Annotated in this window: 10 protein-coding genes; 1 reads left to right on the forward strand and 9 read right to left on the reverse strand. The window is 43.8% G+C overall.

What is annotated here, in order from left to right; all coding sequences use genetic code 11:
* Positions 1 to 156: 156 nt before the first annotated feature.
* Positions 157 to 1392 carry a serine hydrolase gene (locus tag ABDD94_RS14520; protein ID WP_345952839.1) on the forward strand — a complete coding sequence of 412 codons (1236 nt, stop codon included), beginning with the start codon at positions 157 to 159 and terminating at the stop codon, positions 1390 to 1392.
* Between the two features lie 43 nt (positions 1393 to 1435).
* Here ABDD94_RS14520 and ABDD94_RS14525 read toward each other — a convergent pair whose 3' ends face one another.
* The 9 genes from ABDD94_RS14525 to ABDD94_RS14565 form a co-directional block, all read right to left on the reverse strand.
* Complete coding sequence (locus tag ABDD94_RS14525) at positions 1436 to 2275, reverse strand: ThuA domain-containing protein (RefSeq protein ID WP_345952840.1); 840 nt, start codon at positions 2273 to 2275, stop codon at positions 1436 to 1438.
* A gap of 18 nt (positions 2276 to 2293) precedes the next feature.
* A complete protein-coding gene (locus ABDD94_RS14530; protein WP_345952841.1) occupies positions 2294 to 3460 on the reverse strand; it encodes a glycoside hydrolase family 18 protein in 1167 nt (388 codons plus the stop codon).
* Between the two features lie 35 nt (positions 3461 to 3495).
* A complete protein-coding gene (locus tag ABDD94_RS14535) occupies positions 3496 to 4260 on the reverse strand; it encodes a ThuA domain-containing protein (RefSeq protein WP_345952842.1) in 765 nt (254 codons plus the stop codon).
* Positions 4261 to 4305: 45 nt separating this feature from the next.
* Complete coding sequence (locus tag ABDD94_RS14540; protein WP_345952843.1) at positions 4306 to 6558, reverse strand: glycoside hydrolase family 3 N-terminal domain-containing protein; 2253 nt, start codon at positions 6556 to 6558, stop codon at positions 4306 to 4308.
* Positions 6559 to 6643: 85 nt separating this feature from the next.
* Entirely contained in the window at positions 6644 to 8395 is a 1752-nt protein-coding gene (locus ABDD94_RS14545) for a RagB/SusD family nutrient uptake outer membrane protein (protein WP_345952844.1), read from the reverse strand.
* A gap of 4 nt (positions 8396 to 8399) precedes the next feature.
* Complete coding sequence (locus ABDD94_RS14550; RefSeq protein WP_345952845.1) at positions 8400 to 11462, reverse strand: TonB-dependent receptor; 3063 nt, start codon at positions 11460 to 11462, stop codon at positions 8400 to 8402.
* A 21-nt stretch (positions 11463 to 11483) separates the two neighbouring features.
* Positions 11484 to 13193 (reverse strand): RagB/SusD family nutrient uptake outer membrane protein, encoded by a 1710-nt coding sequence (locus ABDD94_RS14555; RefSeq protein ID WP_345952846.1) that lies wholly within the window; start codon positions 13191 to 13193, stop codon positions 11484 to 11486.
* 3 nt (positions 13194 to 13196) lie between these two features.
* Entirely contained in the window at positions 13197 to 16235 is a 3039-nt protein-coding gene (locus ABDD94_RS14560; RefSeq protein WP_345952847.1) for a TonB-dependent receptor, read from the reverse strand.
* Positions 16236 to 16946: 711 nt separating this feature from the next.
* Positions 16947 to 18314, reverse strand: a complete 1368-nt coding sequence (locus ABDD94_RS14565) for an MFS transporter (RefSeq protein WP_345952848.1) — start codon at positions 18312 to 18314, stop codon at positions 16947 to 16949.
* Positions 18315 to 18452 lie beyond the last annotated feature (138 nt).

Here is an 18452-nt window from a genome sequence, read left to right on the forward strand (position 1 = left end):
TGTTATTTATTTTCCCTGGTCCACTTTTGGGCGTTAAACAATTTATACGTTCCATTCTTAGCGTAAATTATCAGCGTTAAACATTGTTAGTATGTTTTTTAATTGTACGTGCACTTTAGCATCTTTAAGCTGGTTTTGCACATTATATTTACAACCATGAAACGCATTTTATTGGCAATGCTTACTATGGCAACACTTAGCTCCCATGCTCAAAACATAGACACTGTATTTTTAAAGAGATTATTAGCGTCGCGGCCAGACTTGTTCGCAAACATCCTAAAGCATCCGCAACAAAACGAGGTTCAGTTACTTTACACAAAAATTGACCGGGATAAGAATAACGTTCCGCATTTTACCTCATATAGTTACCGGCTAAATCCCAAACGGTACTTTTACCCGGCAAGTACAGTAAAATTACCTACAGCCATTTTTGCACTTGAAAAAATAAATGAAGTGAAAGTTACCGGTTTTAACAGAGATGCGGTAATGATTACTGACAGCGCCTTTGCCGGCCAAACAAAAGTTACTAAAGACCCTACCTCACCCAACGGCGCACCCAGCATTGCGCATTACATCAAAAAGATCTTGCTGGTGAGCGATAATGATGCTTATAACCGCTTGTACGAATTTGTGGGCCGTGAAGAGATCAACCAAAAATTAAAAAAGTATCAGTTAAACAATACACGCATTGTTGGCCGTTTAGCCATTGGTGATGTAGGCGAAGGCACTAAACATACCAACCCGGTAAATTTTTATAAAGACGGCAAATTGGTTTATACTAAACCAGCCCTGTTTGATGCTAATGATTACCCCATGCAAATGGACTATATGCTACAAGGTAAAGGCTATCTGGATAACAAAGACCAGTTAGTAATGAAGCCATTTGATTTTAGCGAAAAGAACATTTACACCATAGCCGACCAGCAATCGGTTCTAAAACGATTGATGTTCCCGGAGGTATATCCGTTAAAGCAGCGGTTCAATTTGCTAAAGGATGACTACCGGTTAATTTATAAATACATGAGCATGCTGCCTACCGAGAGCGATTACCCTGCCTACAAACGCCCGGAGTTTTATCCTGCGTTTTGTAAGTTCTTGTTTTATGGGTCTGACAGCAGTGCAGTGATTAACCCGGATATAAGAATATTCAACAAAATAGGTGATTCTTACGGTTATAATATTGATAACGCTTACATTGTTGATTTCAAAAACAAGGTAGAGTTTATGATTACGGCGGTAGTACAATCAAACGAAGACGGTATTTACAACGATAGTAAGTATGAGTACCAAACCGTATGTCTTCCTTTTTTGAAGAACATAGGCCAGGTACTTTATTCATACGAGTTAAAACGCAAAAAAGAACACCTGCCCAATTTGTCTAAGTTCAAGTAACCTATTAATGGCTTTACTCAATTTGGCTAAGCGCTAATTAAACTTACCTTTTGCCTAGCCATTGTAAAGCGTTTAATAAAAACTTATTTTGCATGCTGTTGTGAAATGTATAGGATAGGGTTCTATTAGTATTATCAAACTTGTGCTCGTAGTCCATATCGTTGTGTCCCATATTCACATAAACCATACGGTAATTCTTGTTTCTCCAAGCCACCGGATAGTCGCCGCTATGCCAAATTTCATTCGGTTTTGGCCCGGTTCCTAACGGAAAGCTACTCGTATCAACTGATAACAGAATTTCGATTGCAGCATTCTGGCGCAGGTTCTTTTCCCACCTATACCATTCGTTAGGGGCTGCTGTAAAAGTTGCCGGAAGACCTTTTGTAATGTCACTTCGTTTATTTTCTACACGCAATACAGCAGAAGTTGGCCGCCAGGTATTGCTGCTATACTGCCCGGAGCCCAAAAATTCGTTATGGTACCAGTCCCAGTTTTGAGGAACGCCTGAAGGACTTAATGCGAAGGCTGCAAAATGGAACCCCATCCAGGCGCCGCCACCTTTCATGTAAGCCTCAAACGCTGCACGCTGTTCAGGCTGCTCTGGTCTGGTATCTAAAAAAAGCACCACCTGGTACTTGCTTAAAAAAGCCATATTCAGGTTGTTCCAGTTATTGGTAGAGTCATAAGTAAAGTTGTATTTCTTAGCCATTTCGGGAAACCAATGATTAGCTTCTTGTACGAAACTGATATGAGCTAAATCTGCTTTAGCGGTATAAAAAGCAATGACCTTAAATTTCGGTTTTGCTGCATCTGCAGCAGCACCAATAGCTACAAGCGCGAATAACGCAACTACAGTAGCCAGGCCTTTAAAAGCTGTCTTCATATTTGGATTTGTTGTTTACTATCGTGACTGCATATTTTTTAGAGAAAGCTGTATCTGATCTAACAACTGGCTGTTTGGATCGGCATCGTATTCCCAAAACATTACTCCGGCCATTTGATGATCGATCACATACTTGCATTTATGCCCAACCGACCATCCGTCTTCATAGGTGATAAACTGCCTGTTTTTTGGGTTAAAAAGATAGGGAGCCCGTGCTGAGGTGTCCTGGTATCTTTGAAATCCGTTTTTGTTTATAAATTCATCCTGCAACACATAAAAGTCACGGCCTTGCATGTAAGCACTTTTACGGTCACCAAGTCCGGTACGTGCAGTGCTGTCTAGCTGAAACATTCTTCCATAAAAGGCAAGGCCCATAACTAGCTTGGAGATGGGTACACCTGCTGCTATATAATCTCTTACAGCCTTATCTGCACTGTCGCCGCGCGGATCGCTTGCCGATGCATACAAATTACTATGATGTACAGCCCGATTACCACCAAAATAATCGTAAGTCATTAAATTGATGTAATCCAAACTGACCTGAACTTTGCCCATTTCGGTATGCTTTAAAAAGGTACGGAAAGCACCTGTGGCAGCAGTCAGCAGAAATCGCTTGTCGAGCTTTCGTCCAGCCAGATCCAGCTCCAAACGCAATGCTTTAAGCAACAGGGTGAAATTTTGCTTATCCGACGCCAGGAAGTGGTGCCCACTGCCGGCCATGCCCGGATATTCCCAGTCTATATCAAGCCCATCCAGGTGAAACCTCTTTAAAAGGTCCACAGCACTGGCTGCAAAAGCTTGCCTGGAGGTATCAGAAAGTGCTGCTTCTGAGAAGCTATCGCTCCAGCTCCACCCACCTACTGACAGTAATACTTTGAGTGCCGGATTCTTTTTCTTAAGGCCTATTAAATTTACTAAATTTATGCTGTCTATTCTGGTATAAGCCAGCCTGACCCTGTTGCGTACAACCTTGGCAAACGCATAATTGATGTGTGTCATCTTGTTAACCTGGATTTGTTCTGCAGGTATGACCCTGCCCCGGTAACCACCCACATAACCAATGATAACCTTTTTGGGGCCGTCGGCACCAATGCCAAAAACCTGTAACGCCACGCTCCAACACAAAAAAACAGAAAGTACAATTTTGCTCATCTCGTTTTTAGTTATATCGGTAAAAAAGATCATAGTATGCTCTTTAAAACCAAATGCTTTTATAAACTTTAAGTTCTCAAGGCCCAGAATATGGCGTTGCTAACAAGCCGTTTATAGGCCTCATTCTTAAACAATTGGGGGGAATGCCCCATAAAAATATAAACGTTTCTTGCCTTGACTTGCGGATTCACCCAAACTACCGGATGATCACCCATTTTAATAGTGGCAGATGGCTCATACGTACTTTCATCAACACTGGCCAGTACCTTAACCTTACCGCGGGGGCTCAGATTGTAGGTGTACCATTCCTCTTTTTCGATAAGGAATGTAGCCGGAACACCCTCCATTACCGGGTGCTTCCCATCTTCTACCTTTACCATTCCGTTGGCAAACGTTGAGATGTAATTTTTAAAGCGGATATCGCCCATAAAATGTGCAAACCACGACCAAAGCGGGTAGCCATCAAACTGCCCAAGCAAAGTGGCATGATGAAAGCCTAACCAGCCGCCTTTTCCCTTTTCTATATATTGTTGAAAAGCTTTTTCAGCTCTTAGTGGCCAACTGTAAGGAGGATAATCAAGCTGTATAATAAGTTGATAGTGATCCAGGCTACCTGGCCCGATTTGTTGCGCATCAGTGATATAATCTATCGTTAAACCGCTATCGGTAGCCAGTTTGTTTAACCAGTTTTTTGCTGCCAATGAATAGGCCAGGTGATGACCGCCATTTTCATATAGCACCAGCACACGCCGATGTGATACCTGGCCCGCCCGCGCCCGAAGCGCGCACATACTGAATAACATTACTAAGGCAATGCAAAACAGGCTTTTCATTTGATTTCAAACTTTAGATTAGTATTAATTGCGTTAAAGCCGGCCTCACTTGTTGCTGGACAATCCCTGGTTTACCACATCTTGTAACTCAAAATCTGTACTCAGCTTAATATCGTTTGAGGCGGCGCCAATCATTAATTTAAATGATCCCGGCTCAGTGATCCAGCCTTGCGTTGGTTTATAAAAAGCTAACTGATCTGGTTTAACCGTAAATGTAACGCCCTGATGTTCGCCGGGCTTAAGCATTATTTTGGCAAAAGCTTTTAGTTCTTTAACCGGCCTTACAACAGATGCCTTTTTATCCTGTAAGTACAGCTGCACTACCTCTTCACCGGCAAAGGCACTGTTGTTAGTGAGTGTGAACGTTACATTAAAGCTTTCCTTTTGCGTTAGCTTGGCTTTACTAATTTTCAGGTCGCTATAAGTAAAACTACTGTAGCTTAACCCGTAGCCAAATGCGTAACGTGGGGTATTAGGCAGGTCAATATATGCTGATTTGTACACGATTCCGCTGGTAGCAGTAACCGGCCTGCCGGTGTTTGAGTAATTATAAAATATAGGGATTTGCCCCATAGCGCGTGGGAAAGTGATCGGAAGCTTTCCGGATGGATTATAGTCGCCTGAGATAACGTTAGCTATTGCATTTCCGGCTTCAGAACCCAGCCAGAAAGCGTATATAATACCATCTGCTTTATCAGCAATGTCATTAAAAATCATTGGCCGACCCGCCATTAATACAACAATTACCTTTTTACCGGTGGCCTTAATGGCATTAAACAATTCCTCCTGTTTACCGGGAAGATGAATGTCTGAACGGGACTTAGCCTCACCCGACATATCTCCTGCCTCACCCAACGCCATAATTACTATATCCGACTTGGTGGCCAGTTCAATAGCTTCATGAAAGCCTGCACTACTGGTATCATTGATGCCGCAACCACGGGCATAATTAAACGTGGTTTGCGAGCTAAACTTTTTACGCAAACCCATATATACGCTGGTTATACTTGCTGTATCTGCATACACGGTCCAGCTTCCCGCTAAGTCCTTTTTTGCTTTTATAAGCGGCCCAATTAGCGCTACCGATTTAGGTGCTTGCTGAAGGGGTAAAATATGGTTCTCATTTTTAAGTAACACTATTGATTTTTCCGCAACCGATCTTGCAATCAATTGGTGCGAATTATCGGCCATCACTTTTGCTTCGCGCGTTGCATCACAAAACCTATAAGGATCATCAAACAAGCCCAATTCGAACTTTTTATATAAAATGCGCCGTACGGCATCATCTATCCATTTGATATTGACCTTACCGGAAACAACCAAGCTTTCCAGCTCCTTTTTGTACGCCTGACTTTCCATATCCATATCGCTGCCGGCAGTAATGGCATGGCGTGCCGCATCTTTCAAATCATCAGCATAGCCCCAGGTTGTCATCTCACCTATCGATCCCCAGTCACTTACAACAAATCCCGGGTACTTCCAGTCGCCTTTTAATATATCGCGCTGCAAATACCGGTTGCCCGTAGCCGGGATGCCGTTCAACGTATTAAATGAATTCATAAAAGTGGCAATGCCGGCATCTGCTGCTGCTTTAAAAGGCGGTAAGTATACCTCCTGCAACATTTGCTCGCTCATATCAACCGCATTATAATCGCGGCCGGCAAGCGCAGCGCCATAGGCGGCAAAGTGTTTGGCGCAAGCCATAACGGCATCGGTACCCCCAAGCCTTTCACCCTGGAAACCCTTTACCCTTGCTTTGGCAATTACCGACCCTAAGTAAGTGTCTTCTCCTGCCCCTTCCATTACACGTCCCCAGCGCGCGTCACGTGCAATATCAACCATGGGTGCAAAGGTCCAGTGAATACCAGATGCAGCCGCCTCTTTAGCCGCTGTATGCGCAGACAAACGTATGGCGGCAGTGTCCCAGGATGCTGCTTCGGCCAACGGGACCGGAAAAACGGTTTTATAACCATGAATTACATCCAGGCTAAAAAGCAGCGGGATTTTCAGCCTCGATTGCAGGGCCACTCCTTGTATCTCGCGTGTATCTTTAACGCCCTTTACATTGAGCATCGAACCCACCATACCGTTTTTAATTTCGTTACGCAGATTATATTGCTGGGGGTTGGATGGCCCGGTTACATCACGTCCGGAATATTGGTTTAACTGGCCAATCTTTTCTTTAAGCGTCATAAGCCTAAGTACAGAATCAACCCGTTGATGAATGCGCTTGCTTTGAGCCGATGTATTGAGGCAATACATGAGCAGAAAACAAAGCACCGCATTGTATTTTTTCATTTTTGTTGGTCATAATTTTAACTGCACCTGATGTATCACCCAAACATCTTGTACATATTTAGGCGATACGACGTTGCTTTGCAGTTTAATATCCAGGATTTTGAACAAGCGACTTGTCCCTGTTAATTTCAGTTTGCGGTATTGGAAACAGGTAATTCGATTCCACAAATACATGATTAGCGTTCCCCGACGGTGTAGCTACCACTTTAGCATAAGTGTAGGTATTGCCGGTCTTAGTGATCTTCATCGCATATATGGTTTGATTTTGCGTAAAGGGTGCAATTTTCCAACGTCGTACATCAAAATAGCGGTGATCCTCATACGCAAATTCTACCCGGTATTCGTTCTGTATCACTTTACGCATGTCGTCTTTCGACAGGCCGGCAGTAAGACCGTATAAGCCATCTGCACCAGGTAAAATTCCGGCCCGCTTTCTTATCAGTTTAAGTTGCTCGTAAGCCGTATTAACATCTCCCATCTCGTTTTTTGCTTCTGCGTAGGCCAGCAAAATTTCGGCATACCGGATCAGTGGAAAGCATCTGTCGGTGTTTGACCCGCCATTTTGAGCAGAGTTATCGCTCATCATCTTTCGCCAAAAATATCCGGTGCTATTCTTCACTACATTGTAGCCGTCTCTGGCGGCACCATCATAAGTAAAAATAGGGTCCTTCTTTCCGGTAGTATTATTATACCAGGGCGTTTCGTTATAAATAAAGGTGTAATTAAAACGGGGGTCCCGATTTTTAAAAGGATCTGTAGCCGCATACATCGGCGATTTTGCAATCGGTCCGCCATCAACAATAGGTTTACCGTCAATCATTCCAAAAGCTTCGGCTAAATTCTGAGTGGGCATAGACTCAACCGTGTTGTTGCCTCTTGATGGTGGCAAAAGCCGGTTCTCTAAAGTTTTATTGGGAGCAAGCATACCCGGCAAAACGTACTCTGTGTTTACACGGGTAAGAAAGACTCTCGAGAAACCATATCCCGGGGCAGTTACATTGTCTTCCATCAGCATGTATTTATTCAGTTTAATAACTGCTTCTGCCGCATCAGCAGCTTGTTTCCAACGGTCTGGATTAAAATCAGGATAGGAAGTTAGCGCCTTTAGCTCAGGGTTGCCGGATACGCCGCCTCCATTAAATAACGGGCTGGCCGCATACAATAACACTCTGGCTTTTAAACCAAGGCAGGCTCCCTTGGTAATGCGACCGTAATTTTGCGGCAGGTGCTCTATCGGCAAAACGTTTGCAATAGCATCTAACTCGCTTATTATGTAGCTAACGCACTCGGCATAAGTATTTCGAGGTATGTTCAGATCGTCAGATGGTTCGAACAGCTTGTCGCCTATTAAAGGCACACCGCCAAAGTTGCGCAACAGTATGGCATAATACCACGCTCGCAAAAAGCGTACTTCGGCCATAGTAAGTTCTTGTGTGGCAGGTTTAAGCGGTGAATTTTTTACATTACCCAAAAACACGTTCGATCTTCTGATATTTCGCCAGGCAATGTTCCAGGCATCAATATAAGGTGTGGTTTGGGTTGGATTCATGGTGCCCAAACTGGTCATTACAAAGGGCTGTGTAGGGCCACTTAAGGTACCCCACCCTTCTCCGGCACCTTCATCTGTTCCAGCAAAAATACCTTCATACCGCTTATAGCTAAAGGTGAAGCTAACATCGCTGTAAATGCCGTACATAAAGCGCATAGTAAGCACACTATCGGCAAAGGTCGACTCCTTATTTAGTGTTGTACTTGTTTGCGGGTCGAGCAAATCCTGGTTCTTGCATGAGTAAAGCAGTATACTCAACAAGGCCAGTAAAAAACTAAGCTTTTTCATATCGTTAAAAAGTAAGTTGTAATCCGAAGTTGAAAATTTTGGTTTGTGGGTAAAAGGCTGAACCGTCCTGCCCTGAGTTGTTCTCAGGATCTATTTGATAGATATTTTTATCTACCAAAGCCCATGTGGCCAGGTTATAACCGTTGGCATAAACTCGTACACCGCTGAATTTGAATTTGTTTACAAACTTTGCCGGAAGTGTATAACCAATCTCCATGGTTTTAAGCCTCAGGTAATCCCCTCTTCTCATCCAATAGTCGGACACGTAATTAGCAGGGTGGCTGGTAGTTGCACCAATGTTTGTTGCTATGCGAGGAAAACTTGGATTTTCCTGATTATCAGGCCGCCATGCATTCTGGTGTATGTCGCGGAAATTATTAACAAACGGAACAACAGATTCGGCTATGCCACGAAGTGCAAAATTAAGCGCGCTTTGAAACGTTGCCGTAATGCTGAAACCCTTGTAACTGAAGGAAGGCGTAAAACCGATGATCGTATTGGGTAAGTTCGGATATTTAAGCACGGTCTGATCATCTGTGGTGATAAGGCCATCGCCATTTCTGTCCAGGTATTTTAAATCGCCGGCGTTAGCTGCGCCAACCGCTGCTGGCTTGGCAACCTTAGGGTCGGCTATATCTGCTGCCGTATAGTAACCTAAAAAGGTATAGCCCAGTATAGTACCCATTGGCTGACCGGTGAGCGATAACCATGGATAAGGCTGACGGGGCTCATCCCGCTCCAGCACTTTATTGCGGGCATAAGAAACATTGCCGCGCAATGAGTAATTTAAGTTACCAATGTTGTTGTTATAGCCCAGATCAACCTCAAAGCCGCGGTTTTGAACACGCCAAAGGTTAGCCGGAGGCAAATCAACTCCAATTAAGCTTGGAACTGATGCCCGAGGCTGCAGGATATCATAACGATAACGTCTGAATACCTCAACAGTGGCAGTTACTTTCCCTTTAAACATGGTTAAATCCATACCCACGTTGGTGACCTTTTCTTTCTCCCAGGAAACTATGTTGCCCAAAGCACCTTCAGTAATACCAGTAAAGCTGTTGTTAGATTCACCTACCGAATAGCTTCCACCGTTTGCGTACGTTTGCAGGTAGATGTAAGTATTGCCATACACCTTGTCACTGCCTGTTAAACCGTATGAACCTCTGAATTTCAGCAAGTCGACAAAGTGAATATGCTTTTTGAAAAACTCCTCTTCGCTAATGTTCCAACCTGCTGCAACTGCCGGGAAAAACCCGTAACGGCTACCCTCAGGAAAACGGTTTGAGCCGTTGTAGCCTGCTGTGAATTCGATTAAGTACTTACGTTTATAATCATACCCTAAACGACCGGTTAATCCGCGCAGGGCGGCCGGATCACCTGTTCCGGTAACAGCGTTCTGATCGTTAAGCAAAGCCAGTCCATAAACGTGGTTTCCGCCAAACGTGCGGTCGTAGTTTAAAGACGCCAGGTAGTTCAGACGCTTATAGGAATTACCGCCGTTTGTTCCATACACCAAGGAATACTTTTCGATACGACTGGTGTTGTTTTTGGGTGCATAGGTATCAGTAACCGGGTTATAAATGAAAGATGGAAAACCTGATGCAGTGCCACGGGTAAGGCTGCGCCAGTATTGATAGCGCCCGTTATAGCTAAAGTTGATCATAGCAGACAATCCTTTTGTAAGCATATCGAGTTTTTGTACTGCTTTAAGATTGCCGGTTATGTCATTATAATAGTCGCGGTTATAACCGCTTAAAGCAATACGGCCCACAATGTTGTTATTGATTGCCGTAGCTGAATTGGCACCGTAAGAGCCGTCAGGGTTGTAAATGGGATAGGCAAACGGTGGTAATTGGTTGTAATCACTTATTTCATAAAAAGCATTATTACGGCCGTTTCGGCCACCTATATTTGGTTGATTGATCTCATTAAACGCACCAGATAAATCCAATTTTAGCGCTAATGTCTTGGTTGCCTGGATATCTAAATTTGACCGGAAGTTTGACCGGCGATAATAGTAATTGGTGTTTACCTGCGAATTAGGGTCATCAAAATTTTGCAGCAAGCCGCCTTGTGACAGGTAACCTGCCGAAATAAAATACCGGGCTTTATCCACGCCGCCCGATATATTTAAATTCTCCCTGAACTCTGAAGCGGATGGCCTGATCAGTGTCTTGGTCCAGTTTACATTCGGATGGCCATACGGATCTGTGCCGTCTTGAAAGAGCTGAAGGTCGCGGGTGTTATACAAGGGCTGCTGACCGGCGTTCACATAGCCTTCATTTACCAGCAAAGCCGATTGATAGGCATCGAGATAGTGTGGTTGATTGGTAGGTGTTTGAAAGCCTGCCTCAGACCGCAAGGTGACCACCGGCTTTCCCAGTTTACCACGCCGGGTAGTAATTACCATTACCCCATTTGCTCCCCTTACGCCGTAAATAGCCGTAGTAGCCGCATCTTTTAATAACGAAATAGACTCTACCTGATCAGGATCTAACTCACTGATGGGTTGTGTAAACTCTACATCATCAACTATAATAAGCGGGGCACCATCATTGGGTGTACTTAATCCGCGTATTAAGAAAGAGGCACCATCGGAACCTGGCCTGCCCGAACGCTGTTGTGATGTAAACCCCGGTAAACGACCGATAAGCGCATTCTGGATACTGGCGGTAGGCGTTTGCCGAATATCGTCTCCTTTGATACTACTTATTGCACCTGTGTTTGTGATTTTCTTTTGGGTACCGTAGCCTACAACCACCACCTCTTCAATGCCTTTGGCATCGGGCTGCAAGTCAATAACCAACTTGCTCCGGCCGGCTACATTTACCTCTTTAGTTAAATAACCTACCGACGAAACCACCAGCACCTGGCTGTTACCTTTCAACGTAATCTTAAAATTACCCTCACCGTCAGACGTGGTACCGTTATTTTGGTTCTTCTCAAGCACCGTAACGCCCGGTATTTTTTCCTTTCCTTCGGTAACCGTACCGGTAATTGTTCTTTGCTGGGCAAACAGCTGCTGTATGCAGAGGAGCCCTATAATAATCAATAAATATTTTTTCATGTTTAGTTAAATGGGCAATCGTTACCAGCCAAAGTTTTGAATCAGATTACTGCTTTTTGAGATTTCGGCAAAAGGGACGGGATACAAATACATTTTAGGAAAAGCAAACCGCACCTGCCCTACCGGCACTTTGGTATAGGTGAATGTGCTGTTTGCATTTTTAATGATTTGCATGCCACTAAGGTTCTGGTTCAGTACCCTTTCGGCATCTTTCCATCTGCGCAGGTCCCAATAACGGTGTTCTTCAAAAGCCAGTTCCAGCCTTCTTTCATTTTTAATGGCGTCGCGCATTTCAGCCTTGGTCATATTGTCTTTAATGCCAAACTTGTTGGTTGTGCCTTCGGTAATCTGAGCTCGCCTTCTTAAGTCGCGCAGGGCATTATAAATGTCTGCGCTTGGGGTAGATAGATATTCGTTTTGCGCCTCTGCAAAGTTGAGCAGTATTTCGGCGTAACGAAAAATGATAAAGTTGCGAGGGCCGTTAGCATAAGAAGTTGCCGTGGTAAAATTGCCCATGAATTTACGCAGGTAATAACCAGTTTTAGTTTGCACGCGTCCGCCTTTGTTAGGCTTGTCCAAACCGCCTTCAAACATTTCCAGTTTGCGATTTAGCCAGGTTACATCATTAGCCAGTACGGTAAAAGCCAACCTGGGATCGCGGTTTGCGTATGGGGCTTGTGATTGATAGCCGGAGCCGGTCTCTGCTATGGCGCGTCCGGCAAGCGTGGGGAAAGCATCAACCAAATCCTGCGTGGGGCTGGTACGGCCCAAGCCGGTTGCCTGATTAGAAAAACCGATAGGCCCGTTATTGTACTCAATATCATAATTAACATCTCGCAGATAATCTAAAATGATCTCTGAATTTTTGCGGTCTAAAAATATAGCGCTAAAGCTCTTGCTGGCAGGCGCGGGTAAGCTATACGGTTTGCCTGGGAGGTTAATAAGTTCTAAAGCTGCCTGGGCTGCTTTGTTCCACCTTTCAGCATCAAAATTGGCATAGCCCATTACCTCTCGCTGCTCAGCAGTGGCTCCGGCAGCAACACCTCCATTAAATAACGGACTGGCGGCATATAATAGCACCCGTGATTTAAGCGCTAAAACAGCGCCACGGGAAGCATGGCCCCAGTCGGTTGCTGAAAGCGGCTCTTGCTTTACCAAGGTTTTAATGGCATCGCATTCGTTAACTATGTAATCTACACAGGCGGCAAATGTGCTGCGTTTGATATTCAGGTTATCCGCATCAGAAAAAACCTGGTCGCCCACTAACGGAATACCGCCGTAGCGCTTAAGCAGTTCAAAATAAGCCATGGCACGTAAAAAACGAACTTCTGCTTTCCAGCCTGGTATTCTGGCAGCTACAGGCACTACATCAATTTTCTGCAAAAACACGTTTACTTTACGAATGGTGGTGTAACCGTTATTCCAATAACCGTCCGGGTTGCTGATAACACTGCTAATACGTGCCTGAGAGACATTTTCAATATCCGTTCCATCTCTTGATGGCAGGGCATCATCTGTAGCAGCATCTAAAAAGTCGCCGCCAATGCGGTTAAATCCATTTGGCAAACTGCTATATAAATTGTTTAAATATTGTTCGGCGTAATAGCCGTTTTTATCTTGAGGATCAAAAACCAGGTCTTCAGTCAGGTTTTCAAGTGGCCCATCCTGCTGATACTTTTTACAGCCTGATATAATCAGAACTGCTAAAAGAATTAAGTATATGTTTTTCATGAATTATAAATTGATGTTAACGCCAGCGGTAATAAGTTTCTGTACGGGATACCCGCCTGTGTAGCTTTCGGGATCCAAACCGTTGAGTTGCGTAGTAGTGAATAAATTGTACCCATTCACAAAGATTCTTGCCCGGGTTAGCCTTATCTTTTTTATGATAGAAACTGGCAAGGTATAACCTAACTCAATAGAACGTAGGCGCAGATAATTAGCTGGTTTGTACCAGTACGATGAAAACTGCTGATTGTTAAGGTTACGACCGATAGAAAGACGCGGATAGGTAGCAGTAGCTGCTGTAGCAGGTGTCCACCGGTTAAGATGATGCTCATAAGCCTGCTCCTTACCACTACCTTGGAATTCCCAGTACGAATTTCCTGACAGGTAAACCATGCGGTTAGCTACACCCTGCACCAATGCCGAAAAATCAAATCCCTTCCAATTTGCACCCAGGTTCAATCCGCCGTACAGCAAAGGTTTGGTGCCCCCAATAGCAGTGATATCATTTTCATCAATAGTGCCATCCTGGTTCAGGTCACGGAACTTGATATCGCCCGGTTGTGGTGTGATGCCCACAGGCACTGCGCTTGAAGCTATTTCCTGAGCAGATTGGTAAAGGCCGTCGGCCTGATAGCCGAACGCCTGGTTTACAGGCATGCCTGTGCGCTGCATCCAGCTATACTTCCGCTGAACTTCGTCCTGATAGGTAACTTTACTTTTGAGAGTTGAAATGTTTGGCGAAATAAAATAGCCGAACTTTCCTATTTTATTACTGTAGGTTAGCTGTAACTCCAAACCTGAGTAACGCTGTTTGCCGATATTTACCCTTGGGTAAGCGTTACCTAAAACCTGAGCATTAGTGCCAATCGACTGTAAAAGGTCATAATAGCTATCAATAAAGTAGTCGGCACTAATAGACAGTTTGTTTTCAAACATACTGGCATCAACACCACCGTTAAACTTTAGGGCTTTTTCCCAAGTTAGGTTAGGGTTGTTTAAAGCTCCTTCCTGTACTCCGCTTACCGGGGTTACTGCTTCACCAAAGTTATACCCGGTTCCTGAAGCATAGTACTTGTTATACTCAAAATACCCGGCGTTGTTGTTGCCCGTTTTGCCGTAACTGGCTCGTAGCTTTAAGATATTAAGCCAACTGGCTGTATTTTTAAGAAAATCCTCCTGCTTAATATTCCACCCTAAACCAATAGCCGGGAAGAAACCATAACGGTTATTTTTTGGATATGCAAGCGAACCGTTATAGGCTAAAGCCACATCCAACAGATATTTTTCCTGATAATTATATGATAACTTGCCCGAAATGCCTTGAACATAAGAGGGCAGCTGGGAATTTTCTGTCACATTATCGATGTTACCCAACAGCAGCGCCTGCAGTTCATGATCACCAATCTTTTTAGACCATCCGGATGATAGCTCGGTATAAAAACGGGTGTTCTGCGCAGTGATCTCAATGGCATTTGACATAGTACTTGGATTACTAAACTGCTGATAACCCGCCGCTCCCTGGGCATTGGCATTTTGTTGATACGTAGCAAAAGCCTTGGTACGGGTAATGGTTTCGGCCAGGTAGGCGTTAATGGATCCGCGCCCGGCAACCCATAAGCCAGGCAGTATCTTATCCAGTTTGGCTTTTAGCCCTAGGTCTACCCTAAAATCGCGGAAGTACTGCGGCTGGTAGCCCGAGTAAACGGTTTGCCCGTAGATATTATTGGTATAATCACGGTTGCCACCTAAAGTCCCATTATCGTTTAATACAGGGTAAGCGTTATTAGGCGTTGCACGGAAACTTGAGAATATGTTAGACGCTGAATTTCCGGGCTGGTCCTGATTTTGGATGCGCGTAAAAACATTAAGGTAAGTACTCACATCCTTACTCAAATCAACATCTACATTGGAGCGAAAGATGTATCGTTTATAACCTACTCCTGTATTGTAAGTATTGAAATCAGCCGTTTTGATTAAGCCTTGCTGGTTCAGATAATCAAGATCTACGAAGTACCGCGCAACCTTTCGTCCTCCTGAAATAGCCAGATCAAAACGGTTGTAAGGCGATTTGCTTTTCAGTATCTCCTTTTGCCAGTCTACATCCGGATGCCCGATCGGGTCTGTATGATTGCGGTACGCATCTAAATCGGCCTGTGTATAGGCCGGAGCTTTGCCGTCATTAGCCAATGCTTCATTGTATAAACGGGAGTAATCATAGGCGTTTAAAAAGTTGGGCAGGTTGAGCGGAGATTGCAGACCTGACAGCGCAGTAAACGAAATTCGCTGTGCACCTTCGGCTCCCTTTTTTGTAGTGAGTTGTATTACACCACCTGATGACCGCATGCCTAACATGGCTGTTGACACAGCGTCTTTAAGCACAGTTACGGATTCAATTTGTTCAGGATTGATAGATGAAAAACTTTGCGGTACCCCATCCAGCATAAAAAGCGGCGCCTGCCCACGAAGGGTTACTGTATAATTGTCGGCGCCAGGTTCGCCACTACCCTGAAAGGCCTGTAAGCCGGCAAGGCGGCCTGCGATTGTGCCATTAATGTAAGTCGAAACTGTTTTAGTGAGTTCCTCACTTCTAACTTCTCCAATAGCTGCTGTATTGGTTGTACGTTTTTGAGGCACGTACAATGAATTAAATACCTTAGGTAAGTCTGTAACCGCTTCCTGAAGCGTGACCTGAATAGTTTTGCCTAATTCGACTGCCACTTCTTTCTTTTGGTAAGAAACTACACTAAAAATCAGCACATCACCTGCGTTGGCATTAATACTGAACTTGCCGTCCAAATCTGTTTGGGTTGAAATGTTTTTAGATTTAACTTGAACGTTAACATCAATTAAAGGCTTTCCGGCAATGTCGGTCACTGTGCCTGTAACTGGCGATTGGTTAGCTTGCTGATGGCTGGTTAATATTTCGTCACCATTGTGCAAGTAGTTTGGTGCATTGGCCAATACTTCGCCCCTATGTATGACAGCGAGCCATACCAAGGTCAAAGAAATTTTTTGCAAAACTCTTTTAAGTAGAATTTTTCTCATAAAGTTAAATTGGTTTGATATTACCAGTTGGAACCGGCGGGTTAAAGATATGTGAAAAGAGAAGAAAAATACAAGGAATTTTATTTGCAAATAATTGATAATTAGGTGTTTATAATTAAAACAATACGGTTAATGCACCTAAATGGAACTGCATAACTAGCTGATTTCAAGAAGCGTTCATGAAAGCAGTTTAAAATGCTAATACGGTTAAAGTTTAATACAAATAATTTTCAATTTTTAGCTCTTCACGGTAAGTCATTTATTGCTTAAAGACTGTTGTAGACACTTGCGTACCGCCAAACATTGCACAAGAAATCGAAACCCCCACAGATTTTTGCTCAAACAGCAACTTAGAATGATATTGAGGTACAACTTAAGATTTGAAGATAGAAATGTGCCATAAGATGCATTAAGGCTACTAAGGAAAAGAAGCAGAAAAATTCAGCATCTGGTTGAAAATTGACCAGGTTGAAATAAAAAGGGCACGCTTTCAGCTGTTATGGCGGTTTTAAATTATACTAAAGCGTATTATTAGCACTGCGTTTTGGAAATATTCTGATGATACTTAATTTTTTGTTCCACTGATTACAACGCAAACAAGCAACTGTTTAATGAGAGAAGCGAGTATTTTTAAGATTGACGGGAGCAAAAAAGCTTTATAGCTTATATGCTGGACGTATTCCTTAGTATAACTATAGTTTAACATTATACTTAACTACCTTTCACCCTAACATATTTAATAGTTAAGATAGTTGTTAACGTAATTAGCAAGATAGCTACACAAGCAATTAATGGTATAGCAGAAAGGATAGATTCCGAACCACCTGCTGCCAATGCGCCAAACGCGGCAACACCAATAGCTCCACCGGTTTGCCTAACAGTATTTAGCACAGCTGAAGCCGTGCCCGATAATGATTTTTCTACACTGGCTAAAATACCGGTGATCATGGCAGGCACAGCCATTCCCATACCTACCGGCATAATTAAAAAAGGAAAGAAAAGCTGCCAATACGGGGTATTTGCTTTAGCCAGGAACAAGCCGGCAAAGCCGACGGCGAAGAGCGCAAGCCCAGCTATGATGGAGGCGCCGATACCAAACCGGTTAATCACCCTTCCACTCAGCAAATTAGTGATTACAAAGCCTACCGTCAATGGAACAAAAGCAAGCCCCGCCGTCATGGATGGATAATGTAGAACGTTTTGCAGGTAAAGGCTAAGCACAAACACGCTGCCATAATAAGTGCCATTAAGCACCCCTCCTAACAAAAGCAGCACATTAAAGCGCGAGGAATTAAATAGATGTAAGGGTAATATTGGATACGATATCCGCTTTTCAATTGCTAAAAATAAAACGAAAAAGCTAAGGCTTAACAATAACCCTCCCCAAATCAAAGGATTTTTCAATCCGAGCTGGTGCCACTCTATAATTGCGGCTATTAGTAAAGTAGCTGCCAGCATCCATATTAACTGTCCGGCGGTATCAAACTTTTTAGCAGCAGTTGAAATGGCGCCTTTAAGGAGCTTAAAACTCAAAACAAAAGCCGCTATACAGAAAGGAATATTCACGTAAAAAATAAACCGCCAGTTACTAATGTGGATTAAAACTCCTCCAATAAGCGGACCAGCAGCCAACGCCGAGCTGCCGGCAGCTGTCCAGAGCCCTACTGCCCGTGCACGTGTAGCAGGTTCGTGTGCAAAGGCCTGGTTTAGTAATGACAGCGAACTTGGGATCATGGTTGCAGCCCCTATGCCTTGCAAGATTCGGAAAATGACCAGGCTAAATGAATTACCCGCTAACCCACAGCCCGCAGAAGCGATCCCAAAAATTACAATACCGATTTGGAAAATCCGTAAGGCACCCAAGCGGTCACTTAAGCTACCTGCTGACAACATGAGTACCGCAAAAGCCAGGGTGTACGCATCAACCACCCATTGCAAGGTGCTTATACCTGCCTGGTAAGACTGCGCTATTTGAGGTAAAGCAAGATTAACTATAGATACATCCAGTTGCGCAACCACAAAGGCTAAGCTGGTTATGGTAACCACCTGTACGAAACTGGTTTGTTTTACTGTACTCAATTTAACGGTATGCTAATACGCCGCAAAAGTAAACAAACTTCATTAAGTATATAGGCTGGCCATTTTATGCAGTGTGGAATACCTTTTGTTGTTTGTTATCACTGCTGGCGGTAGCTAATTACGAATTTGTGATTGAAA

Source organism: Mucilaginibacter sp. PAMB04168, assembly GCF_039634365.2.
Classification (GTDB): Bacteria; Bacteroidota; Bacteroidia; order Sphingobacteriales; family Sphingobacteriaceae; genus Mucilaginibacter.